Genomic DNA, 24709 nt, shown 5'->3' with positions numbered 1-24709 from the left:
TCAGGCCGATTATTCAAGTTCATTCAACGGCTATATTACTCAATAACACCCATTTGCCGTTGCTTTGATATAGAATTTAAACCCAAATTCCAGTCTGGGCAACCGGGCAAAACCTTAACCGAAACAATATGAAAACGCTTCGCAAGATTACCCTGTCATTGATGGCAATTGTTGGATCCAGCGCTATGGCCCAACAGCTTCCTCAGTTTACACAATATATGTTCAACACCATCTCTGTAAATCCCGCTTATGCAGGTAGCCGAGAGAGTATGAACATGACCGCCCTTCACAGGAACCAATGGGCTGGACTGGACGGGAATCCGACCACAAGTACATTCTCCTTCCACACTCCCATGAACAATGAACGTGTGGGATTGGGGATTTCCTATATCACGGACCAATTGGGTTTTGAGAGCACCAACTATGTGTATGGGGATTTTAGTTATACCATTCCCGTTACAGCCGAAGCAAAACTTTCTTTTGGATTAAAAGCCGGATTCACCAACTACCGTTTGGAAAATCCTGATTATAACGATCCCTTCTTCAATGCCAACTTTAACAGTTGGAAACCCAATTTTGGGGCTGGGGTTTATTTGAGTACCAATAGATGGTATGCGGGTATTTCCTCTCCTCGAATTTTGAACACGGATTTGAACGAAGGGGAGTTTGAAGCCTTGGAGCGTAATAGCTACTATGCTATTGGAGGTTTGGTTATTGATATCTCAGCTGATGTTAAATTACGTCCTGCATTTATCACCAAATTTACCAATGGAGCACCATCTACTTATGATATTACCAATAGCTTTCTACTGTATGAAAAAGTATGGTTGGGAGCTTCTTACCGATTCAATGATGCGTCCAATTTTGGAGCGTTTTTGGACTACCAGATTTCCAACAATTTTAGAATTGGCTATGCTTACGACCTTCCAACTTCTACCATTAGACCCTACACGGGTGGAACCCATGAAGTCATTTTGATCTTTGAACCAAGACTTTCTAAGAAAACCAATCTTTATAAGTCACCAAGATATTTTTAAAATCAATTCCAATGAAGCGCCACAACCTCATATCAGTTTTATTCATTGCCTTTTTTGGAGTGGTTTCCATGACCGCACAATCCACAGTCCAAAAGAGAGCGGACCAATTGTTCTATAAATTTGCTTACGCAAAGGCCATTCCCGAGTACGAAAAAATGGTCACTGGGAAAAACGCTGTACATGCCTATCAGCGGTTGGCCGAATGTTATTTGATGCTTCGGGATTTTGAAAAGGCTTTGCCCTATTTCAAAAGGTTTATCAACGAGCCCGAGACCCCGACCAACTATTACTTTAAGTATGCCATGGCGCTTAAAAGCTCCGGTCAGGAGAAAGAGGCTGTAAAATGGCTTAAACGCTATAGAAAATTCCATAAAAACGATGCACGTGTCAAACAGTTTTTAAAGGATGGAAACCTGGCTTCTGTGGTCTTCAACAGTAGGGAAAGATACGAAGTGGAGCCAGTACATTTTAATACGCGATACAGCGAATTTGGCGCCTTTGTCCATGACGGGCAGTTGTATTTCAGCTCCAGTAGAAAAGAGGTCGCTTCAGAAGATATTTACGGATGGAACAACGAATCCTGGTTGGATATTTTCCATGTTACCGAAGGAAGTACCATGGATGTTCCCAGAAAGTTTCAAGGCGAAATCAACTCCAAGTTCCACGAAAGTTCCTTGGTTTTTTCCACCGATTACAAAAACGATACCATTGTCTACTTTACGCGAAACAGCTACTTCCAAAATAAAGAAAGCTTTTTCACCAAGAAAAAGGAAGACAAGAACATAGAAAAACTAAACAACCTAAAAATCTACAAAGGGGAAAAAGTGGATGGTGTCTGGAAGGTTACCCGAAACCTTAAGACCAATGCCGACCACTACTCTACCGGTCACCCTACCGTAAACACTGATAGAACGCTATTGTACTTTGCTTCCGACAGACCCGGTGGCTATGGGGGTACCGACATTTATTACTGTAAAATACACCCAAGGGGTGGTGTGGGACTCCCAGTAAACGCTGGCCCCATAATCAATACCCCTGGGAACGAAATGTTTCCGTACATCAATAATGAAGGGCAGTTGTTCTTCTCTTCCGATGGACATGTAGGCTTTGGACAATTGGATGTCTTTGCTGCTATTTCGGACGAGGAAGGAAACATAAAGGATGTGATCAATTTAGGAAAGCCCCTAAATAGTGAAAAAGACGATTTTGGATACTACGCCATGGATAACGGTGTGGATGGATATGTAAGCTCCAACCGTAAAGGAGGCAAAGGAAGCGATGATATTTATCGTTTTAAGTTTATTCCTTCTTTGATGCTGGAGGGAACAGTCACGGATGCTATCAACCTTCAGCCGTTGGACAGTGTTGCCATCTCTTTGTACGATCAAAATACTGGGGAGTTGGTTCAAAAAACGATGACCAATGATCAAGGGCGTTATGAAATGTTTGTGAATCGTGGTCAAAATTACCTGATAGAAGCGGTTCGGAAAACGCACCCCCATAAGCACGTGTATTTTAGCACGCAAACGGTACAGCGCGTTACCAAAACAGTAGTTCAGAATATTGAACTGGAACCTGTAATGGATGTGAAGGTTTTGGCAGGACTCAATAAAATCTATTTTGACTTTAATAAAAGTAATATTAGACCTGATGCAGCCCGTGAATTGGATAAAGTGGTCAAGCTTATGTCGGAAACCTACCCTGAAATGGTTATCCGATTGGAATCGCATACCGATCCCGTGGGAAGCCACAATTACAATGACAAACTATCAGAACGAAGGGCTAAATCCACCTACGAGTATCTCATTGCCCACGGTATACCAAGACACCGAATTATCTCTTATAAAGGATTTGGAAAACGAAAATTGATCAACGATTGTAACGGTTTGGAAGACTGTGATCAAGAACAACTGGAATTGAACCGAAGAACCGAATTTCCGGTGGTTCAACTCAACAATAACTATTTGGCAAAATCAAAATAAATAGTAGAGGGATTCTTTTAAAAAGCCGCCCAAGAAGTAATTCTGGGCGGCTTTTTGTTTTAAGATTTTATCTCCACTTTACTCTCCACAACATCCTTAATGGGAATCACAAATTTTCCGTCTTTGGTTACCAAAGTCAAGCTGTTGTTTTCAATAGCTTCTACCGTTCCTGAGTGCTTGCCAATCACCAGTTTGTCGCCCACGGCAAATGTCCTACGGGTGTAAAAGGAACGTAACAAATCTGTGATCACATCGCGTGACCCCAAGCCCAAACCAATGGCAAAAGCCAATAGAAATGCGCCCAAGATCATGGTAACGTTGTTAGTAATAATCGTGGTATCTATTCCCGCCTGGTTCAAGGCCGTAATGGAAATAAATATCACAATGATGTAAAACAACATATTACTCACCAAGTTAGATCCCCCAAACTCTAGGGAGTCAAAGATTTTCTTGACCGTTTTCTTAATGAAGTTCCCAATGTAGAGCCCAATCATCATAAGAGCGAGTGCGCTGAACAATCTTGGTAAATAGCGTAGCAGATTGCCAATTTCGGTGGAGATGATCTCCCAGCTTAAAATATCCGCGGCCACAATCAAGAAGACCAATAACAATACCCATTTAACAAAGCCTAGGATTATCTTAAGGATATCAATTTTAAAATCCCCCTTGCCAAACAGTTCCATGTCGTTGATCTTATCGCTCAGGACATTTACCTTGGCCAACTTTAATATTTTGCCCAGGACAAAGAGTATGATTCTGGTTACGATCCAACCAATCAGCAGAATGATCAGTGCCCCAATAATCTTGGGGAGGGCCAATGCTATATCCCTGCCCATTGCAGCCAAGGAATCAAAGGTCAGGTTCTTCCATTCGTTCAGTGTTTCCATATCTTTAGTTTTATAGTGCAGTTATCAATTATTTCCCAAGGTTTTAAAAAGTTTTCGCAAAGCGGATCCCACATTGAACGAGAAGAGCGAGGCCATATCCATGATTAATTTGGCAGCCGCTATATCGTTCATTACTTTTTTCTTCATGCCTGGTGGAACTTCCCGTAACGAAGCTTCCAGTTCCTTAAACGGATTTCTAATTTTCTTTGCCATGTTACAAGGTTTTATAGATTTCCATTAATTTTTCTTTTGCTCTTTTTAACCGCATTTTTACGGCACTCTCCCCTATTTCCATAAGGTTTACCAAATCTTTAATGGAGGCTCCATCCTGATACTTCAGTAACAAGATGGACTTATCCTCTGGCGAAACCAATTCCAAGGCTTTTTTCAATTTCTTGGTCTTCATTTCAAAAAGGCTGTCATCGGGTATTTCCGCTGTCAATTTGTATTCCGAGTCCTCCACAGGCACGGATTTATCGCTCATCTTTCGCTGCTTGTTCCTATTCACATAGTTCACACAGAAATTATAGGTAAAGGAGTACAGCCAAGTGGAAAACTTGGATTTCCCTTTGAACATCTTCAGTTTTATGAACAATTGCAGGAACACATCCTGGGTCAAATCTTCAGCCTCATCTTCCGATCTGGCAAATCCGTAGCATTTGTTGTAGACCATTTTTGCATACCGGTCGTACAACTTGCCAAAGAGCAACGGATTGTTGTTGGCAACAATTTTCTGCACCAGTTCCTCATCCGTCAGATGGGCATATGGGTCATCTGTTTCCAATGAATTCTTATCAATGTAATGTATAAGAGTTAGAAACAGTCTTCTGATAAAAGTCACTGGACGAGGTTTGTTCGGGTTCTTTTTATGAAGTTTTCCCTTTTAGGGAATATCTCACCAAGATAATTGAAATTGACCTTATATTTATGGAAAATTAGCAGATGAAATACTACTTCTTTTTAGCCTTGATTAGCTTTACATTGATTTCAGCTTGTAAAACTGAACCCAAAGCTGAGCCCACTCCTGAAAAAGAACTGTCAATTCCAGAAAAAATAGCCCAAGCACATGGATACGATGCTTGGAAATCCGTGAAGGAAATCACGTTTACATTTAATGTGGATAAGGATACCACCCATTTTGAACGTACCTGGGTCTGGGAGCCTAAAACCAATAAGGTCACTTCAATTTCCTCGGACACTTTAGTTTACAATCGAAAATCCATGGATAGCGTTGCCCTTGAACGCAATAGCGGTTTTATCAATGACAGATTCTGGATTTTGGCGCCGTTCAATCTAATTTGGGATGCCAACAATTATACTTCGGAACACAAAGAAGGTCAAAAGGCACCTATTAGTGGAGAATCCATGCAGAAGCTGACCATAGTATATGGCAACGAAGGTGGGTATACCCCTGGAGATGCCTATGATTTTTATTTTAAGGACGACTTTGTTTTGCGTGAATGGGTATTTAGAAAAGCCAACCAAGCAGAACCTTCCATGACCACTACTTGGGAGGATTATGTGACTATGGAAGGACTGAAATTAGCCCAAGATCATAGAAAATCAGAAGAAGAATTCAGCTTGAATTTTACCAATCTATCCGTAATCAAAGAGTAATTCCAGGATTTCTAAGCTCTCTTTTTCTGAAGGAACAAGCTAGTTCCCAAAACCAGTAGAATGCAGCCCAAAAGACCATAGAAACTATGGGTTAGGGAAGTGCTTTCCGCCACAAAGCCCAAAACAACGGGTCCCATTAAAAAACCTGAGTATCCGGTACCAGCGATAAAGGAAACTCCTTGTGCCGATTCCACCCCCTTAACGTTACCCCCAATTCTGAAAAGCTCAGGGACTATAACAGAAAACCCAAGACCGCTCAAGGCAAAGCCCACAATGGCCAAAAGGGTATGTTCCGATAACACCAACAGATACCCTAAAAGCGCCACCGAAGCTCCCAACACCACAATTTTAATGGAACCTATCCGAGCGCTGATGCCATCCCCCAAAAACCTTCCTAGGGTCATGGCAACGGAAAAGGCCAAAAATCCCGAGCCGATAAGTGCTTCCGGAGCCAGCGTTATCTCTTTTAAATAAAGTCCACTCCAATCCACAATAGCACCTTCACTACCAAAAGCAACAAAACTTATCAGTCCCAGTAAAAGCAGGGGTTTGAACAATTTTAAATTGAAGGCCTCTTTTTCCTGTGGAGCTGCCTTAATGTTTATATAATGGCGGAAAAAGTACAAATTGATCAAAAACGCAACACCCACGGTTATGCCCATATGAAGTGCCGGGTTCCCGATAATGGGAATTAAGAAACTACCCAAGCCCACAACAACGCCGCCCAAACTAAAAAATCCATGGGCCGCCGACATAAAATTCTGCTTATCCTCCTTTTCAATCTCAGTGACCAGGGTATTCATGGCAATATCTGTAAGTCCATTGGCTGCCCCAAAAAGAAATAGGGTTACCGCCAATGTAATGTAATTGGGTGCCAATAGTGGGAATATGGCCGTTATACTACCCAACAACACTCCTACCCAAGTTGCTTTTCCCACTCCAAGTTTATTGATGATTTTGGGCGCCAAGGGAAAAATGGCAAAAACTCCCAATGACAGGCAAAACAAGGCAATCCCTAAATCGGCCTTGTTGATGTCCAATTTTTCTTTTACCGTCGGGATATAAATGGCCCAGGTACCAAACCAAATGTTAAGGGTGGTAAAAACCCAAGCTGGTGCAAAGTATCTGGGATTGGAAAAAATAAGTTGAAGTGATTTCATATGGCAAAATAACCGAACCCCAGCGGAACTTTATAGCTGAAAACATTCCAATACTTGTCTGTTTTATTCCCAAACTGGATATAAACAAGATTTTATTGGTAGTTTTACAGCATGAAACCCATGTTGGAATCCATTAATGTCTCCCACAACACTTCCTTAAAGGTAGCTACGTATAACAATTCCAGTTATTGTGAGTCGGCTGGTTGGCATGTGCATCCGGAATACGAATTGGTCTATGTGAAAAATGGAGCCGGTTGTTTGCATATTGGTTCCAACAAAAGCCATTATACCCATGGGACGCTTGTATTTTTAGCAGGAAATATTCCCCATGCTGACTTTGGCAACAAGGATAATGAAGATAACATAGAGGTGGTCATCCAGTTTAGAAAGGAGTTTTTGGATGAAAAAATCAAAGTATTCCCAGAATTTGATGCCATCAAAAAGCTTATTGAAAAATCCGGTCATGTCCTTGTCTTCAGCCAGCAGTGCAAGGATGAATTACAATCCAAATTTGAAGCCTTTGCCCATCAAGACAATCAAGGTAGATTGATCAATCTGTTGTCTATCCTAAGTGATCTGTCCAAGGAAAAAACCTATAAAACCCTATTGGACACATTTTCAATCAACGAGTTTAAAAGTGACGAGATTAGGCGGTTGGAACACGTCTTTGAGTATGTAAACACCAACTATCATAAAGAAATTTCCGTGCTTGAAATTTCAGCGCAACTGGGTTTCACTCCCAATTCCTTTAGCCGTTTTTTTAGAAAAATGACCCAAAGACGGTTTCTGGATTTTGTCAATGAGTATCGGATAACCAAAGCGGTGGAACTTTTCAATGAGGACAATTCAACCATTGCCGAGGTCATGTACCAATGCGGGTTCACGGACCCTTCTTACTTTAGCAAGCAATTTAGGAGATATCAAGGCTTATCGCCTTCCGTATACGTAAAGCGCAGGTACTCTACCTCACTTGCTTAAAATCCCTTCCTTTAATATTTGTCCAAAATTGTACATATCAGTGTACGAGCAATACAAAGGAGCGGGAGCCAATCGGATCACATTGGGTTCTCTCCAATCCGTAATGACCCCATTCTTCATCAGAAAATCAAAGAGAGGGCGCCCTTCTCCATGCAGAAAAACGGAAAGTTGACATCCTCTATCTTCAGGAGTAATGATTTCAAAGGTACTTTCCACCTCTTTATCTATTTCTTTTAGAACAAATTCCAGAAAGGCCACTATCTTTTTTTGTTTTTGCACCAAAGCATCCATGCCCACCTCATCAAACAACTCCAGCGAAGCCAAATAGGGTGCTACAGAAAGAATTGGAGGATTACTTAACTGCCAGGCGTCTGCCGTATCTATCGGGTCAAATTCCGGTTGCATCAAAAAGCGGGTTTCCTTTTTGGTGCCCCACCACCCTTCAAAACGCGGTATATCCTTTTGTCCCAGATAACTCTCATTCACATAGATTCCAGAAGCATTTCCTGGGCCACTGTTCATATATTTATAACTGCACCAAGCCGCGAAATCTGCACCCCAATCATGCAGGCTAAGCTTTACGTTACCTACACCATGGGCCAAATCCCATCCCACTTTTGCACCTACTTTTTTTCCAGCTTTGGTAATGGCTTCCATATCCAAGACTTGGCCATTGTAATAATTGACCCCTCCCATTAAGACCAAGGACAACTCCTCTCCTACCTCATTGATCTTATCAAGAATGTCCTCCGTTCTCCAAAAATGTTCGCCATCCCTTTTTTTAACCTCCACAATCACATCTTCAGGATTAAAACCGTGGTACCTAGCCTGACTTTGTAGCATGTATTGATCGGACGGAAAGGCCTTCTCCTCACACAAAATCTTTATTCTATTTCCAGTGGGTCTATAGAAGGATACCATTAACAGGTGCAGATTCACTGTAAGAGTGTTCATTACGGAAACCTCCTCTTTTTTGGCGCCAACAATTTTGGACAAGCCTTCCGCCAAGCGCTCATGATAGTCCCACCATGGCTTTTCAGCATAAAAATGACCCTCCACAGCCATTTCCTTCCAGTCTTTCATGACGTCATCCACAAATTTCTGGCTACGTTTAGGCTGAAGTCCCAAAGAATTGCCAGTAAAATAGATTACATCCTTTCCATTGTGCTGGGGATAGTGGAACTCCTCCCTATACTTGGCCAGGGGGTCTTGGGCGTCCAACTGTTGTGCAAATTCCAAGGAATGCTGAAAAGTCATACGTATTGTTTGGGTTAAATATGGAAATTAAATATCGTTTTCTCTAGTCTTATTCCAGTCGCATTTCACTAATGTGTTTTTTGAAGCCCACTTTTTCATAGGCTTTTACGGCTGGAATGTTATCCTCGTAAACCGTCAAGCGCATTTCAGCAAGTCCTTTGGAATCGGCCCATTGCTTGAGTGATTCAACTATTCTTGCATTCAGGCCTTTGCCCCTAAAATTGGGGTGGGTATACATAAAGCCCAAGTAAGCATAGAACTCATGATCCAGATAATGTCTTGCTCTTTTGGTAATGGCATACCCAGAGGCCACAATTTCTCTTTCATGTTCAATCACTAGAACACAGGCGTCATCATTATCAATCATAGCCTTGATATCATAATAGCTAACAGGATCCTCCCTGATGGTGATATCAAAAGGTCTTTCTGCCTTGATCAATTGCTGCTCAAAATCCAACAGAATGGGCAAATCCTCCATTCTGGCATTTCTAGTTGTAAAATTGGATGAAACCATATGTTCTAGTTCGAGATAAACGGTATATCCAATGTACTTCTTTTCTCTATTTTTGCGAAAATTTACGCATGCATTTTTTATCCCCCTTATTGGAAAGCTATATTGCAGAAAACACGGAGTCGGAACCAGCAATTTTAACGGAGCTCACCCGTGAAACCCACCTAAAGGTTATTCAACCCCGAATGATCACCGGTCACTTTCAAGGGAGGGTACTGAGCATGCTCTCCAAAATTATTTCACCCAAATTCATATTGGAAATAGGAACCTATACAGGGTATTCTGCCATTTGTTTGGCCGAGGGACTCCAAAAGTCGGGCGAGTTGCACACCATTGAAGTCAATGAGGAACTGCACGGCATGCAGCGGAAGTACTTTGATAAAAGTGGTTTTGGAGCACAGATCAAGCAGCATATTGGAGATGCCCTGGACATTGTTCCAAAGTTGGATCATCAATTTGATTTGGTGTTCATCGATGCCCAAAAAGTCCAGTATGATGCCTTTTTTGAAGCCGTCATTGAAAAAACCAAGGCGGGAAGTATCATTTTAAGCGATAATGTGCTCTGGTCTGGTAAAGTAGTGGAACCTTTGATTCCTTCGGATAAGGCTACGGCTTCATTGTTGGCCTATAATCAGAAATTAAAGCAAGATCCAAGAGTTGAAACCGTTTTGCTCCCTATACGTGATGGGCTTACGATGTGCCGGGTACTATAGCTCGGTGTAGTCGATGGAAAAGTAAACCCGAAATCACTCCAACTGCTGCTCCAACCAAAACATCCAAAGGATAATGCACCCCAACATAAATACGGCTGGTGGTGAACAGTAGGGGCCAAATAAAAAATAAACCTGCCCATTTTATCTTGTTTCTAAGCAGCAAATAGACCAAAAGGGCAATGGCAAAGGAGCTGGAAGCATGACCCGAAAAAAAACTATAACCCGAAGGGGTATCCAAGATGCGGATAAAGGAATTTATTTCTGCATCATCACAGGGGCGCAGTCTTTTAAAACCAATTTTGGTCCAATGGGTAATTAAGGTGATGAAAAATGCCAAGGCCACTACCGCAGTAATTCTGGAAAAGGCCTGCCTTTTAGGAAACTTCAGTAAAAACAGGGCAAGAAACAACAGGAATAAGGGAGTCCACACTGAAATCTTGGTCACGGTTGACCAAAAAGGATCCCAAAATTCGACACCAAGCCCGTTAAGATAAATGAAAACATCCTGATCCCATTGTAGGAGCCGGTCCAACATGGATTATTTGGTGCTTCTTTTGACAGCTCCAGTTACCTCATCCACATTTTTCTTTACTTCATTCAGTTCGTTTCGGATGTCTTTGGTGAAGTCGGTATCAATACCTTGGCTCTCGGCGCTCTTTTGGATTTCGCGCTTAATATCGTCCGTGGCGTCCCGTAACTGTCGCATTCCCTTACCCAGGCCTTTGGCAATACCCGGTATTTTATCGGCACCAAAAACCATGACCACAATAAAAAGGATAAAAAAGATTTCTCCGCCGCTGATGAATAGAAAATGCATAGGACAAATATAATGAGAACTTGCTTGGAAACTAAAAAAAGCCCTGTGATTTCACAGGGCTTTTAACACTTGATCTAGGGTTTAACTACCCTTTGATATTTTGTTTGAACTTATCGAAATCGGATTTTTCCTCTTTCTTGGGCCAAGAATTGTTGGCCGTATCGATATCTGCGGTTTCCGCTTTGGGGTCAACCACAATACCTACCAATTCCTTTTGGGAAGACAATACACGTTTCACCTCTGCATCGTTCTTTCTCCATATTTCCGGTGGATAGGTCACGTTTTCCTTAGTTCCATCGGCATAGGTATATTCAACAATCAAAGGCATTGGAATCCCTCCCGGCTTGTCAAAAGTAATCTCATAGAAATACTTGGGTTCCTGGACCTGGGTCCTTTCCTCAGCACTCAAGTTATCCATCATAAATTCCTTCAAGTTCTGGGAAACCTCTGTAGGTGCCTTTCCTTTGAGGTCGGGATTGTAATCCTCACTATCCTCTTCCGCCAAATAAACCAATGGAGGTAAATCGGCTTCTGTGATATTTCTATCCGCCATATACTTTTCCATTTGTTTGGTAGGCTTGTCTGAAACATAGTATTTTTTCACCCCTTTTACCCCGATATCAACATAATCGGTAGTATAGAACCAAGATCTCCAGTACCAATCCAAGTCCACTGCTGATGCATCTTCCATGGTTCTAAAGAAATCCTCTGGGGTAGGATGCTTGAATTTCCAACGCTGGGCATAGGTTTTAAATGCATGATCGAACAATTCGGGGCCCATAACGGTTTCCCTAAGAATGTTCAAAGCAGTAGCTGGTTTACCATAGGCGTTTGGCCCCAGCTGATATACATTCTCTGGATTGGACATAATGGGTGAAATGTGACTTTGGTCACCAGCCATATAAGGGACAATTTTCGCTGCCTCGCCTCTTCTAGAAGGGTATTTTGAGTTGGGAGCGATGACATCTGGGTAATTTTTCCCAAATTCCTGCTCGGTCAAATATTGCATGAAAGTATCCAAACCTTCATCCATCCATCCCCACTGACGCTCATCAGAGTTTACGATCATAGGGAAGTAGTTGTGCCCCACCTCATGGATGATCACACTGATCATACCGTACTTGGTTCTGTCGGAATACGTACCATCCTCGTTGGGACGTCCATAGTTCCAGCAAATCATAGGGTATTCCATACCTTGGTTTTTGGCATGTACCGAGATAGCCTTATGGTAAGGGTAATCAAAAGTATGTTTTGAATAGGTTTTCAAAGTTTGTACCACAGCTTTGGTGGACTGCTCCTCCCAAAGTGGGTTTCCTTCTTTAGGATATAGGGAAACAGCCATTACATCTTTTCCACCAATTTTTACGGCCTGCATGTCCCAAACAAATTTTCTTGAGGTCGCAAAACCATAATCCCGTACATTGGTTGCTTTGAACTTCCAAGTCTTTTTCTTTTCCGAAAAGCCTTTTTCCGCCGCTTCAGCTTCTTCTTGGGTTACAATTAGGACAGGTTTATCATACGATTTCTTAGCCTGCTTATAACGTTTCATCATCTCTTTGGAGAATACCTGTTCCCTGTTTTGCAAAACTCCAGTGGCATCCAAGATATGATCTGACGGTACAGTAATGTTTACTTCATAGTTACCGAATGGAAGGGCAAATTCGCCACTTCCCCAAAACTGATGGTTTTGCCATCCTTCCACATCGCTATAAACAGCCATTCTTGGGAAAAACTGTGCAATAACATAGGCGCGGTTTCCGTCTTTTGCAAAGTATTCGAAGCCAGAACGCGCCCTGTTCACCGTATGGTCAGGAACATTATACCACCACTTGATGGAAAATGAAATCTGCTCCCCACTCTTAAGCGGTTGGGGAATGTTCAGACGCATCATGGTTTGGTTGATGGTATAGGACAATGGCTTGCCATTGGCATCCTTCACAAATTCAATATTGAAACCGCCATCGAAAGGCTCGGTGACATAGGTTTGGGCAAAATCCCCCGCCATATAGGCAAAGCTTACTCCGTTTCCATTTCTTAATGGAGACTTGGAATCTTTAGCCCGCACATTTTGATCTAGCTGCACCCATAGGAACTCCAAATCATCTGGAGAATTGTTGTAATAGGTAATAGTTTCTTCACCATAAATCTTGGCATTTTTATCGTCCAATTCAATGTCCATTACATAATCTGCTCTTTGCTGATAGTAATCAGGACCGGGAGCTCCGGAGGCTGAACGGTAGGTGTTTGGAGTGGAGAACTCTTCGTACAACTGTTTAAACTTGCTTTGGTTCACATGACCAGGCTCCCTTTGCTCTTTGGTTTCACCTTCTTCCTGTGCAAAGGCCATTGCACCAAAAAGAAACAGCATGGAAGCAAAACAATACTTGATTTTGTTCATTTTCTTATTGATTTTTAAAACGGTGAAAAATAGCTTTTTTTTAACGAACTGTTAAAAGGCAGTTATAAGTTTAACATTCCTTTATTATTCTCCTTGATCAACACAAAACTTTTTTTCGTTCCTTTCCATTTTACATGGACCACATTTTGCTGTTCTTCAAAAAGATCGGTAAGAACTTCATTCTGAATGGAGACTGATTTTAAGCTGGAAAAGTCCACATCTTCCAACTCCATGTAGCAGATTACGACATCATTGTCATATTCTTTTCCCAAAAAAGTGTAGGGGACGATTTCGCCATTTAGCGCTATGGCAAATTTTGCACGGAGGTATTTTTCAATATAGGCATCCGCTACGGGAGCCTCATTTTTTGTTGCCAGTTCTGCCTTGACCCCGTATCGTTCTTCCAGAACATCGTCCAGGTCATCAATAAAGATCCGACTGGTTATTTGGAACGATGCACTTTTTTCAGAGTATACCACATTGGTCACACTAAGGTAGAATTTGTGCATCGTGGTAAAGGAAAACAATAATAAAAGGGCTAACAAACCTAATACACTTCCTATTTTTTTAAGCTTTATCATAATGTAAAAGACTACATTTTCAACTTTTCGTTACAAGGAATTGAGGACTTAGAAATAAAAAACCTTCCCAAACCTCGTATTCAATTAACAAAAGTACAAATGGCATGCCAACCCTTTAGTCTAAATTATTGTTTCTACGATACGCTCTACTCTTTGAAACCATAAAATCCCAAATCTTCAATTTATCATGGGAGTCTACGGTGTGCTGAAAATCCTCATCCACCTCACAGAAATACATGAAATCATCCAGTTTTTCTACAGGAATCTTTAAGTTGGTGCTAATTAGGGAATCTGCATAAAAACCCTGTACCCGCTGGGTTCTGGCATAGGTTTTATCCACTTTGACCCTGTTCTTAAGCATCTTTGTTCGCCCCGTAATGGCATTGATGATTGGATCCAAGGGAGGAGTCAAAATCATTCCCACATTAAATTTTCCAAAAGAAGCCTGCTGCAATTTCCGTTCGCTCTGCGTGGGGATTTTTGCGTGCGCATTGGGCAGTCCCAAAGCTTCCGCACTTACATCTTTTTCCAGTTGGAGCTGATCTAAATCCTGGTTAAGGTCTCCGGATAAATCGTAAGGTCTCACCACAACTTCCTTCAGCTCGTTCACAAATTCCTCCAAGGGTACCGAGATAAAACTTGTATTGTAGACCACATCATTGACCACAATAAGTTTTCGCTGAAATTGGACCGCGGAGAATGCCAGCGTATCCTGAAGGGCCACAAGAATGGAAAAATTCCCGTCCATATCCGTAATAACAGCTCTTTGGGATGTAAGGTTCTGCACCACCACCCCTACAACATCCTCATTGGTGCTGTACACCCTTCCTCGAAGCTGTTTGGTACCCGTTTGCTGGGCATGTATCGAAAATGAAAAAACAACAAAAAGGAAAAGTAGAACTTTACTCCGCATCCAATTCGGCCAAATAGGTTTTACTATGGGTCACTAGGAAATCGATTAGCTGGAACTCATTTTCTTTGCGCAACAAGGTCTGCGAGGGAACTTTGTCATCACAGTAGACCAAAAAAGCATCGATTTTATCCTGAGGTAATTTCAAATCCACCACAAAAAACTCGTCTTCATAGACCTGTCTCAAAACCTCGCTTACCTTTAACGGCTCCCTTGTTTCACCCTCAAGTTTTTTGGCCTTGAACAAAGCTTTGAAAATGTTCACAAAGTTGATTCCATCCCGCATTCCTCTTACGGTTCTGGATTCGGCAATATTCTCAACCTCGGTAGATCGGTCTATTTCATATTCAAATTCTTTGAAATCCTCGTTTTTGACTTCCAAAAATTTCTCCTGATTTTCAGGAGTTACCACTACCCCTTCCAGCTCGGTAACTTTTTCCGTCACCTCAACTACGAGACGATTATTGTGTAAAATTTCAGGAGTGATCGTTACAACTTCCAGTTGATAATTCACTGCTGTAAAAACCAATTGGTCACCCTCCTTTACCAATATTACAAACTCCCCATCCTCATTGGTAATAGTAGCTGTTTCCGAAGTGGAATTGATCACGTTTTCGTTGGGTACATTTATCCCACGATAAATCACCTTGCCCCTTAGTACTTGTCTATTATCTTGAGCCAGTAAACTACCAGCGCAAGCAAGAAAAAATAAAATCAGTGTAAAGTTTTTCATAAGCATGGCCATTTAGCCGAAGTTAAAGAAAACCCTTGGCGGCCACATAAAAAAATATCACTGTTCTAAACTTTTGTTAATTCTCCAAAAATTCTACCGTAGTACTTATCCGTTCACCTTTGAACTGAGGTATTTTGACGGTAATTATTAGAATTCTCGGATCATAGGCCTAGTTTTGCCCATTAAGTCTAAATATCCTCAACCCTCAGACACCGTGAAAAAACAATTTTCAAGTTTGATCATTGGACTACTGATGATCAGTTCGCTACAAGCCCAAATCAAAATTGGGGAAAACCCTGAAGTTTTGCATCCGGCGTCCGTTCTGGAATTGGAAAGCACCTCCAGGGTCTTGGTCATTACCCGTATGACAACGGTCCAAATGGAAAGCATAACCCCATTGCAAGGTGCCATGGTCTACAACGTGGATACCGAGTGCGTGCATTTCTTCGACGGTACCCAGTGGATCAATCCCTGTGACCAGCCAGATGAGCAGACCTTTTCCGCGGACCCCATTGTAAATGCAAACCCTACCATTGTAATCACGGAAGATGGTACCAATTTCAATTTTGAAGTAGGCATGATTAGAGGCGAGAATATTGTTCCAACCTCTGTAAATGGGCAACTTCATATTCAACCACAATCCATTACTGGAGATAGGATTGCAGCAGAAGCCATTTCTTTTGATAAGCTGGGTCCTGGAACTACCACAGGCGAGTTGTTGCAATGGAGCGGAACACAATGGATTTTGGTGGATGAGTCGGCCTTAACCGTTACCGAAGTGGACGGTGTGGTTGGAAATGAAGTTACAGGACCAGCTGATGCCACCTTGGTGCTGTCTGGAACAGGGGATGCCTTAAACCCATTTTTGCTGGACGTTAATGCGGGAGGAATCAACACTGTAGAGCTTGCCGATAATGCCGTCAACTCATTAAAGATTGAAGATGGCCAAGTAAGCAATTTGGATTTGGCCACCGATGCGGTTACCAATGATAAAATGGCCAATGATGCGGTTGGGACGAATGAACTGCTGGACGACGGCGTGACAGCGGCCAAGATAAATGTGGATGTTGCTGGAACAGGGTTAAACCAAGCCGCGGACGGGTCACTTGAAGTTGACAATTCAGGAATTTCACCTGATTGGGCCAACATCACGAACATCCCGACAGGCTTCGCGGACGATACCGATGACGACACAACATATACCGCAGGGACAGGGCTCTCACTTACAGGGACAACTTTCTCCGTGGACAATGCGGGCATTGCACCCGATTGGGCCAACATCACCAACATCCCGGCAGGCTTCGCGGACGATACCGACGACGACACAACGTACACTGCAGGGACAGGGCTCTCACTTACAGGGACAACTTTCTCCGTGGACAATGCGGGCATTGCACCCGATTGGGCCAACATCACCAACATCCCGGCAGGCTTCGCGGACGATACCGACGACGACACAACGTACACTGCAGGGACGGGGCTCTCTCTTACAGGGACAACTTTCTCCGTGGACAATGCGGGCATTGCACCCGATTGGGCCAACATCACGAACATCCCGGCGGGCTTCGCGGACGATACCGACGACGACACAACGTACACTGCAGGGACGGGGCTCTCACTTACAGGGACAACTTTCTCCGTGGACAATGCGGGCGTCGCACCCGATTGGGCCAACATCACGAACATCCCGGCGGGCTTCGCGGACGATACCGATGACGACACAACATATACCGCAGGGACAGGGCTCTCACTTACGGGGACAACTTTCTCCGTGGACAATGCGGGCGTCGCACCCGATTGGGCCAACATCACCAACATCCCGGCGGGCTTCGCGGACGATACCGATGACGACACAACATATACCGCAGGGACGGGGCTCACACTTACGGGGACCACATTCTCTGTGGATAATCTTTCTGGGGATGTCACGGGAGCCCCCAATGCCACATCCATAGCAAATGATGCTGTCACTTTGGCAAAACTTGACAACGGAACCACACAAGGTCAACTTATGGAGTGGAATGGAACTGATTGGGTTCTTAGTCAGCAAGTAACCTTAAGGGCACAAGTTGCATCTGGGACTGGAACAGCCGGAGCTTATATCGTTAATAATGCCGCCATAACTGCTACCTCAGTTATTCAACTCACCGTCCAGGAAAACACACCAGGAAATCCAATTATGATTCAATTGACCAATCAAGGTGTAGGGACTTTTTCTGTACAGGTCTACGAGTTTATAGCTGGAGTTCCTACAGCGACCAATGCAAATTGGCATTACGTGGTTTTAGCTCCTTAGAAAACATGAAAGTACTTATTAAAGCATCTTTACTGTTATTTTTAGTCTCTGGCTATGCCCAAAACGCCCTATATAACGGAGGCGATATCAAGATACACCCTAATGGCAGCATAGGATTTCATACCAACTTTATCAACGATGCTTCCTTTGATCAAAATATTGGGCTGACTGGTTTCTATGGAAACGGCGCTATTGAGGTTTCAGGCAATGTAGCCCCAAGTTTTTGGGATGCGGAGTTTTTTGTTCCCAGTAATGTCATGCTAAGAATCCCGGTGCATGTACAAAACAATACCAATTTTGTGGACGGTAATGTGGACTCGCCCTTGGATGATCAAACGGTGTATCTCAATTTTATGCAAAATGGTTTTTTTACCGGGGAACGGGATGGTGCAAAAATAAAGGGCTTTGCTGCCATAAATAACAGGGATTTTTTCTCATTTCCGATTGGTGATGAAAATCAATTACGGCCACTGACCCTGAATTCACAAGGTAGTACGCCTTTGGCACGGTGTGCTTATTTGTTTGAAAACCCCTCCAGTCCAACATCTCTTACATCCACCTTTGATGTAAACAGCAAAGTACCGGAAATTGGAACAGTGACGGACCAGGAGTTTTGGATTCTCCAAAGTGGCGTCCCCGCATCGGTAACCATTAGTTGGAATCCGAGAAGCGATTTAGCATCTATTCCCAATGCCAGTTTTGAGTCCATTATTGTGGTGGGCTGGAGTATAGCCTCAAATCGATGGGTTGTCATCGGAAATTCAGCTAAAGGCGGTGATATTACAAACGGTTTCATCACCTCCGAAGTCTTTAATCCTAACGATTTTAGAGCCATTACCTTCGGGACCATTCCATTACCTACAGATACATTCGCCGTGAACAATCCTACTTTGGGCAATTACTTCCTAAGTCCAAATGGGGATGGCATTAACGAATTTCTTGTGCTGGACAATATGTCTGAATCGCCAAACAATAGCCTTAGAATTTTCAATCGGTTTGGACAGAAGGTGTATGAAAAAATCAACTACGTAGACGAATTCATAGGAGAATCAAATACTGGAAATTTTTATCTAAGCCAGGATATTGGGCTTCCCGAAGGTGTTTACTTCTATCTGGTCACCTTGGATGATTTAGGTTTGGAATATCAAGGCTTTTTGTTTCTGGATCGTTAACCTGTAAGAATTATACTTCACATTACCTAGCCTAACAAGCTATATTTTAAGGGATTGTCCATTCAATTCCCATTTACAACAATCTTATCCACCTACACAACATTTTGTGGTTCTTCTCTACCGCCAACCTTATTTTTAGCGCGCTATCAAACAAGTTGTAATGGAATTGAGAAGAAGTTTACCCTTTTTTGCCCTATTTTTTTCTATCATCGCATTCGGCCAAGTCAAGGTGGGAGATAATCCCAATGCCATAAACCCAGCATCCATCATGGAACTGGAGAGCAGCGACAAGGCTCTGGTACTTACCAGGTTGACTTCGGCCCAAATGCAAAGCATTACTCCGCTTAACGGTGCTGTAATTTATAACATTGATACCTCCTGCGTGCATTATTTCAATGGAGGGCAGTGGATAAACCTTTGCAACTCATCCAATACCACAGGTTTTTCTTTTGTTGACAACGGAGATGGAACCATTACGCTCTCAGATGGCCTTGGAAATGACCTAACGTTCAACGGAGCGCCTGAAACCATTACTACCTTAGTTGACAACTTGGATGGCACATACACATTTACCAACGAATCCGGGACACAAACGGTCATCAATACAACAAATACAGATAGCCAAAACCTTAATACCGATGGAAATCCAGGAAATATTAGCATTGATAACGGAAACACCATAGCCATCAATGTTGATGATGCTGACGCAGACAGTCAAAATGAAATCCAAGATTTGCAATTTAATGCTGGTGTAATTTCATTAACCAACGATCCTGATGCCACCACTATTGACCTTAGTGGTTATGATACCGATGTGACCGATGACTTTTCAGGGGATTTCAATGATTTGACCAATGTACCGGCCAACCTTGATACGGATTCAACAGACGATTTCAGTGGAAGCTTCAACGACCTTACGGATGTGCCCGCTAATTTGGATACGGACTCAACGGATGATTTCAGTGGAAGTTTCAACGACCTTACGGACGTGCCCGCGAACCTCGACACTGACTCTACCGACGACTTTGACGGGGAGTGGTCCTCCCTCAACAATGTGCCCGCAGGCTTTGCCGACGACATCGACAACGATACGCAGCTGACCGATGCACAGGTGGCAACCGCCGTTAACAACGAGTTCCCCAACCTGGACACGGACTCCACGGACGACTTCGACGGGGAATGGTCCTCCCTCAACAATGTGCCAGCAGGATTTGCAGATGACATCGACAACGATACACAGCTGACAGATGCACAGGTGGCAACGGCAGTGAACAACGAGTTCCCGAACCTCGATACCGATGTGACCGATGACTTTTCAGGGGATTTCAATGATTTGACCAATGTACCTGCCAATCTGGATACGGATTCCACTGATGATTTCAGTGGAAGCTTCAACGACCTTACCGACGTGCCCGCCAATCTTGATACGGACTCAACCGACGACTTTGACGGGGAATGGTCCTCCCTCAACAATGTGCCAGCAGGATTTGCAGATGACATCGACAACGATACACAGCTGACAGATGTACAGGTGGCAACGGCAGTGAACAACGAGTTCCCGAACCTCGATACCGATGTGACCGATGACTTTTCAGGGGATTTCAATGATTTGACCAATGTACCCGTCAATCTGGATACGGACTCCACGGACGACTTCGACGGGGAGTGGGCCTCACTCAACAATGTGCCAGCAGGATTTGCCGATGACATAGACAACGATACGCAGCTGACCGATGCACAGGTGGCAACGGCAGTGAACAACGAGTTCCCCAACCTGGACACCGATGTGACGGACGACTTTTCAGGGGATTTCAATGATTTGACCAATGTACCGGCCAATCTCGATACCGACTCAACGGACGATTTCGACGGGGAGTGGTCCTCTTTGAACAATGTGCCAGCAGGATTTGCCGACGACATAGACAACGATACACAGCTGACAGATTCACAGGTGGCAACGGCAGTGAACAACGAGTTCCCCAACCTGGACACCGATGTGACCGATGACTTTTCAGGCAGCTTCAACGACCTTACGGACGTTCCGGCCAATCTGGACACGGACTCCACCGACGACTTTGACGGGGAGTGGGCCTCTTTGAACAATGTGCCAGCAGGATTTGCCGACGACATCGACAACGATACACAGCTGACAGATTCACAGGTGGCAACGGCAGTGAACAACGAGTTCCCCAACCTGGACACCGATGTGACCGATGACTTTTCAGGCAGCTTCAACGACCTTACGGACGTTCCGGCCAATCTGGACACGGACTCCACCGACGACTTTGACGGGGAGTGGGCCTCTTTGAACAATGTGCCAGCAGGATTTGCCGACGACATCGACAACGATACACAGCTGACAGATGCACAGGTGGCAACGGCAGTGAACAACGAGTTCCCCAACCTGGACACCGATGTGACGGATGACTTTTCAGGGGATTTCAATGATTTGACAAATGTACCCGTCAATCTTGATACGGACTCAACGGACGATTTCAGTGGAAGCTTCAACGACCTTACAGATGTGCCCGCGAACCTCGATACGGACTCAACCGACGACTTTTCAGGGGATTTCAATGATTTGATCAATGTACCGGCCAACCTCGATACGGACTCCACCGACGACTTTGACGGGGAGTGGGCCTCTTTGAACAATGTGCCAGCAGGATTTGCCGACGACATCGACAACGATACACAGCTGACAGATGCACAGGTGGCAACGGCCGTCAACAACGAGTTCCCCAACCTCGATACCGACGTGACCGATGACTTTTCAGGCAGCTTTAATGACCTGACGGATGTGCCCGCAAACCTGGACACGGACTCCACGGACGACTTTGACGGGGAGTGGGCCTCTTTGAACAATGTGCCAGCAGGATTTGCCGACGACATAGACAACGATACACAGCTGACCGATGCACAGGTGGCTACCGCAGTGAACAACGAGTTCCCGAACTTGGACACCGATGTGACCGATGACTTTTCAGGGGATTTCAATGATCTGACCAATGTACCTGCCAATCTGGATATGGATTCCACCGATGATTTCAGTGGAAGCTTCAACGACCTTACCGACGTGCCCGCGAACCTCGATACGGACTCCACTGACGATTTTGACGGGGAGTGGAGCTCCCTGAACAACGTGCCCGCAGGCTTCGCCGATGACATCGACAACGATACACAGCTCACCGATGCACAGGTGGCAACGGCGGTCAACAACGAGTTCCCCAACCTGGACACCGATGTGACCGATGACTTTTCAGGTAGCTTCAACGACCTTACGGACGTGCCCGTCAATCTTGATACGGACTCAACGGATGATTTCAGCGGTAGCTTCAACGACCTTACCGATGTGCCCGCCAACCTTGATACGGACTCAACGGACGATTTCGACGGGGAATGGTCCTCCCTGAACAACGTGCCAGCAGGATTTGCCGACGACATAGACAACGATACACAGCTGACAGATTCACAGGTGGCAACGGCAGTGAACAACGAGTTCCCCAACCTGGACACCGATGTGACCGATGACTTTTCAGGCAGCTTCAACGACCTTACGGACGTTCCGGCCAATCTGGACACGGACTCCACCGACGACTTTGACGGGGAGTGGGCCTCTTTGAACAATGTGCCAGCAGGATTTGCCGACGACATCGACAACGATACACAGCTGACAGATTCACAGGTGGCAACGGCAGTGAACAACGAGTTCCCCAACCTGGACACCGATGTGACGGATGACTTTTCAGGGGATTTCAACGATTTGACCAATGTACCGGCAAATCTTGATACGGACTCAACGGACGACTTTGACGGGGAGTGGACCTCGCTCAACAACGTGCCAGCGGGGTTTGCCGACGACATCGACAACGATACCCAGCTGACCGATGCACAGGTAGCGACCGCAGTGAACAACGAGTTCCCCAATCTCGATACCGATGTGACCGATGACTTTTCAGGGGATTTCAATGATCTGACCAATGTACCTGTCAATCTGGACACGGATTCAACCGACGACTTTGACGGGGAATGGAGCTCCCTGAACAACGTGCCCGCAGGCTTTGCCGACGACATCGACAACGATACACAGCTGACCGATGCGCAGGTGGCAACGGCAGTGAACAACGAGTTCCCCAATCTCGATACCGATGTGACCGACGACTTTTCAGGGGATTTCAATGATTTGACCAATGTACCGGCCAATCTGGACACGGACTCAACGGACGACTTTGACGGGGAATGGTCCTCTTTGAACAATGTGCCAGCAGGATTTGCCGACGACATAGACAACGATACGCAGCTGACCGATGCACAGGTGGCAACGGCAGTGAACAACGAGTTCCCCAACCTGGACACCGATGTGACCGACGACTTTTCAGGGGATTTCAATGATCTGACCAATGTACCCGTCAATCTTGATACGGACTCAACGGATGATTTCAGTGGAAGTTTCAACGACCTTACGGACGTGCCCGCGAACCTCGACACTGACTCTACCGACGACTTTGACGGGGAGTGGTCCTCCCTCAACAATGTGCCCTCAGGCTTTGCCGACGACATCGACAACGATACACAGCTGACCGATGCACAGGTGGCAACGGCGGTGAACAACGAGTTCCCCAACCTCGATACCGATGTGACCGACGACTTTTCAGGCAGCTTCAACGATCTTACGGATGTGCCCGCCAATCTGGACACGGACTCAACCGACGACTTTGACGGGGAGTGGGCCTCTTTGAACAACGTTCCCTCGGGCTTTGCCGACGACATCGACAACGACACACAGCTGACCGATGCACAGGTGGCAACGGCAGTGAACAACGAGTTCCCCAACCTGGATACCGATGTGACCGATGACTTTTCAGGGGATTTCAACGATTTGACCAACGTACCTGCCAATCTGGATACGGATTCCACCGATGATTTCAGTGGAAGTTTCAACGACCTTACGGACGTGCCCGCGAACCTCGACACTGACTCAACGGACGACTTTGACGGGGAGTGGGCCTCTTTGAACAACGTTCCCGCGGGCTTTGCCGACAACATAGACAACGATACACAGCTGACCGATGCACAGGTGGCAACGGCAGTGAACAACGAGTTCCCCAACCTGGACACCGATGTGACCGATGATTTTGACGGAGATTGGTCATCACTTTCCAATATCCCAGCAGATATAGCAGATGGAGACGATGACACCGTTACCACCCTTTCCCAAAACACAACAACTGGTGTTATAACATATACCAACGAAGCTACAGCGAACCAAACAGCCAATGTTGTTGGCGCTGAGGCTGACAATAGCATTACTGTGGGAGCCAATGGTGGCGCATATTACGAGAGTCCTATAAAAGCTTTCGGCAAAATAGCTGCAAACGGAAGTGTTACGAGGGCCACATCGGGAATTACAGTTACCAAACTCACAGGAAATGGATATTACAGGGTCAACCTACCTTCTGGACTGGTAAGCGACGCCAACTATATTATTCAATTGGCACAGCCGAGTCGGGATGGTTCCGGAAATGACGACCCTGGAATTTCTTATCGTGCACAGACCAGTTCCAGCTTCGAAGTAATTGTAGGGGATAATGACAACGGGGGTACAGATAGAAATAGATTCAATTCAGAATTTATGTTTACCATTCTAGATCTGTAAAAGA

20 protein-coding genes are annotated in these 24709 nt (G+C 44.6%); 8 read left to right on the top strand and 12 right to left on the bottom strand.

The features are described 5' to 3' along the window. The first annotated feature begins 128 nt into the window (after window positions 1-128). The gene (locus ACOOE0_RS10690) at window positions 129-1037 is read left to right on the top strand and encodes a type IX secretion system membrane protein PorP/SprF (protein WP_420398917.1); all 909 of its coding nucleotides are present in this window, start codon (window positions 129-131) and stop codon (window positions 1035-1037) included. An 11-nt stretch (window positions 1038-1048) separates the two neighbouring features. Further along, the gene (locus tag ACOOE0_RS10685; RefSeq protein WP_420398916.1) at window positions 1049-3019 is read left to right on the top strand and encodes an OmpA family protein; all 1971 of its coding nucleotides are present in this window, start codon (window positions 1049-1051) and stop codon (window positions 3017-3019) included. 59 nt (window positions 3020-3078) lie between these two features. Here the strand turns inward: ACOOE0_RS10685 and ACOOE0_RS10680 are convergent, their stop codons facing one another. Genes ACOOE0_RS10680 through ACOOE0_RS10670 form a run of 3 tightly spaced genes read right to left on the bottom strand, consistent with a single transcriptional unit; the run spans window position 3079 to window position 4747 of the window. After that, window positions 3079-3906, bottom strand: a complete 828-nt coding sequence (locus ACOOE0_RS10680; RefSeq protein WP_420398915.1) for a mechanosensitive ion channel family protein — start codon at window positions 3904-3906, stop codon at window positions 3079-3081. Window positions 3907-3930: 24 nt separating this feature from the next. Next, on the bottom strand, window positions 3931-4119 hold the full coding sequence (locus tag ACOOE0_RS10675) for a hypothetical protein (RefSeq protein ID WP_420398914.1): 189 nt from the start codon (window positions 4117-4119) through the stop codon (window positions 3931-3933). Window position 4120: 1 nt separating this feature from the next. Beyond that, the gene (locus ACOOE0_RS10670) at window positions 4121-4747 is read right to left on the bottom strand and encodes an RNA polymerase sigma factor (protein WP_420398913.1); all 627 of its coding nucleotides are present in this window, start codon (window positions 4745-4747) and stop codon (window positions 4121-4123) included. A 101-nt stretch (window positions 4748-4848) separates the two neighbouring features. On the opposite strand from ACOOE0_RS10670, the gene ACOOE0_RS10665 reads away from it, so the two are divergent. Next, window positions 4849-5523 (top strand): hypothetical protein, encoded by a 675-nt coding sequence (locus tag ACOOE0_RS10665; protein WP_420398912.1) that lies wholly within the window; start codon window positions 4849-4851, stop codon window positions 5521-5523. A gap of 11 nt (window positions 5524-5534) precedes the next feature. Here ACOOE0_RS10665 and ACOOE0_RS10660 read toward each other — a convergent pair whose 3' ends face one another. Then, complete coding sequence (locus ACOOE0_RS10660) at window positions 5535-6683, bottom strand: MFS transporter (RefSeq protein ID WP_420398911.1); 1149 nt, start codon at window positions 6681-6683, stop codon at window positions 5535-5537. Between the two features lie 111 nt (window positions 6684-6794). Between ACOOE0_RS10660 and ACOOE0_RS10655 the strand changes: the two genes are divergently transcribed. Beyond that, on the top strand, window positions 6795-7661 hold the full coding sequence (locus ACOOE0_RS10655) for a helix-turn-helix domain-containing protein (RefSeq protein WP_420398910.1): 867 nt from the start codon (window positions 6795-6797) through the stop codon (window positions 7659-7661). On the opposite strand, the gene kynU is transcribed toward ACOOE0_RS10655, so the two are convergent. After that, window positions 7650-8918: a kynureninase gene (kynU, locus tag ACOOE0_RS10650; RefSeq protein WP_420398909.1), complete on the bottom strand. Its 1269-nt coding sequence runs from the start codon at window positions 8916-8918 to the stop codon at window positions 7650-7652. The two genes, ACOOE0_RS10655 and kynU, sit on opposite strands and share 12 nt — an antisense overlap. A gap of 49 nt (window positions 8919-8967) precedes the next feature. After that, complete coding sequence (locus ACOOE0_RS10645; RefSeq protein ID WP_420398908.1) at window positions 8968-9432, bottom strand: GNAT family N-acetyltransferase; 465 nt, start codon at window positions 9430-9432, stop codon at window positions 8968-8970. 68 nt (window positions 9433-9500) lie between these two features. Here ACOOE0_RS10645 and ACOOE0_RS10640 point away from each other — a divergent pair, with 68 nt between their 5' ends. After that, window positions 9501-10142, top strand: a complete 642-nt coding sequence (locus ACOOE0_RS10640) for an O-methyltransferase (RefSeq protein ID WP_420398907.1) — start codon at window positions 9501-9503, stop codon at window positions 10140-10142. On the opposite strand, the gene ACOOE0_RS10635 is transcribed toward ACOOE0_RS10640, so the two are convergent. The 6 genes from ACOOE0_RS10635 to ACOOE0_RS10610 form a co-directional block, all read right to left on the bottom strand. Then, window positions 10120-10677, bottom strand: a complete 558-nt coding sequence (locus ACOOE0_RS10635) for a phosphatase PAP2 family protein (protein ID WP_420398906.1) — start codon at window positions 10675-10677, stop codon at window positions 10120-10122. The two genes, ACOOE0_RS10640 and ACOOE0_RS10635, sit on opposite strands and share 23 nt — an antisense overlap. Before the next feature lie 3 nt (window positions 10678-10680). Beyond that, window positions 10681-10959, bottom strand: coding sequence for a Sec-independent protein translocase subunit TatA/TatB (locus ACOOE0_RS10630; RefSeq protein ID WP_420398905.1), 279 nt, complete (start codon window positions 10957-10959; stop codon window positions 10681-10683). Between the two features lie 85 nt (window positions 10960-11044). Next, window positions 11045-13357 (bottom strand): M1 family metallopeptidase, encoded by a 2313-nt coding sequence (locus ACOOE0_RS10625; RefSeq protein ID WP_420398904.1) that lies wholly within the window; start codon window positions 13355-13357, stop codon window positions 11045-11047. A 62-nt stretch (window positions 13358-13419) separates the two neighbouring features. Continuing rightward, complete coding sequence (locus ACOOE0_RS10620) at window positions 13420-13866, bottom strand: DUF6702 family protein (RefSeq protein ID WP_420398903.1); 447 nt, start codon at window positions 13864-13866, stop codon at window positions 13420-13422. Between the two features lie 187 nt (window positions 13867-14053). Then, window positions 14054-14851 (bottom strand): hypothetical protein, encoded by a 798-nt coding sequence (locus ACOOE0_RS10615; protein ID WP_420398902.1) that lies wholly within the window; start codon window positions 14849-14851, stop codon window positions 14054-14056. After that, window positions 14841-15581 carry a hypothetical protein gene (locus ACOOE0_RS10610; RefSeq protein WP_420398901.1) on the bottom strand — a complete coding sequence of 247 codons (741 nt, stop codon included), beginning with the start codon at window positions 15579-15581 and terminating at the stop codon, window positions 14841-14843. The genes ACOOE0_RS10615 and ACOOE0_RS10610 overlap by 11 nt, the downstream gene beginning before the upstream one ends. A gap of 214 nt (window positions 15582-15795) precedes the next feature. Between ACOOE0_RS10610 and ACOOE0_RS10605 the strand changes: the two genes are divergently transcribed. From ACOOE0_RS10605 to ACOOE0_RS10595, 3 genes are all read left to right on the top strand, one after another. Next, window positions 15796-17877, top strand: coding sequence for a hypothetical protein (locus ACOOE0_RS10605; protein WP_420398900.1), 2082 nt, complete (start codon window positions 15796-15798; stop codon window positions 17875-17877). Window positions 17878-17882: 5 nt separating this feature from the next. Continuing rightward, window positions 17883-19049: a gliding motility-associated C-terminal domain-containing protein gene (locus ACOOE0_RS10600; RefSeq protein WP_420398899.1), complete on the top strand. Its 1167-nt coding sequence runs from the start codon at window positions 17883-17885 to the stop codon at window positions 19047-19049. Window positions 19050-19209: 160 nt separating this feature from the next. Then, complete coding sequence (locus tag ACOOE0_RS10595) at window positions 19210-24705, top strand: beta strand repeat-containing protein (protein ID WP_420398898.1); 5496 nt, start codon at window positions 19210-19212, stop codon at window positions 24703-24705. Window positions 24706-24709: the final 4 nt, after the last annotated feature.

It is taken from the genome of Flagellimonas sp., assembly GCF_965215805.1.
GTDB lineage: Bacteria > Bacteroidota > Bacteroidia > Flavobacteriales > Flavobacteriaceae > Flagellimonas.
This window is presented reverse-complemented; position numbering and strand designations above follow the sequence as displayed.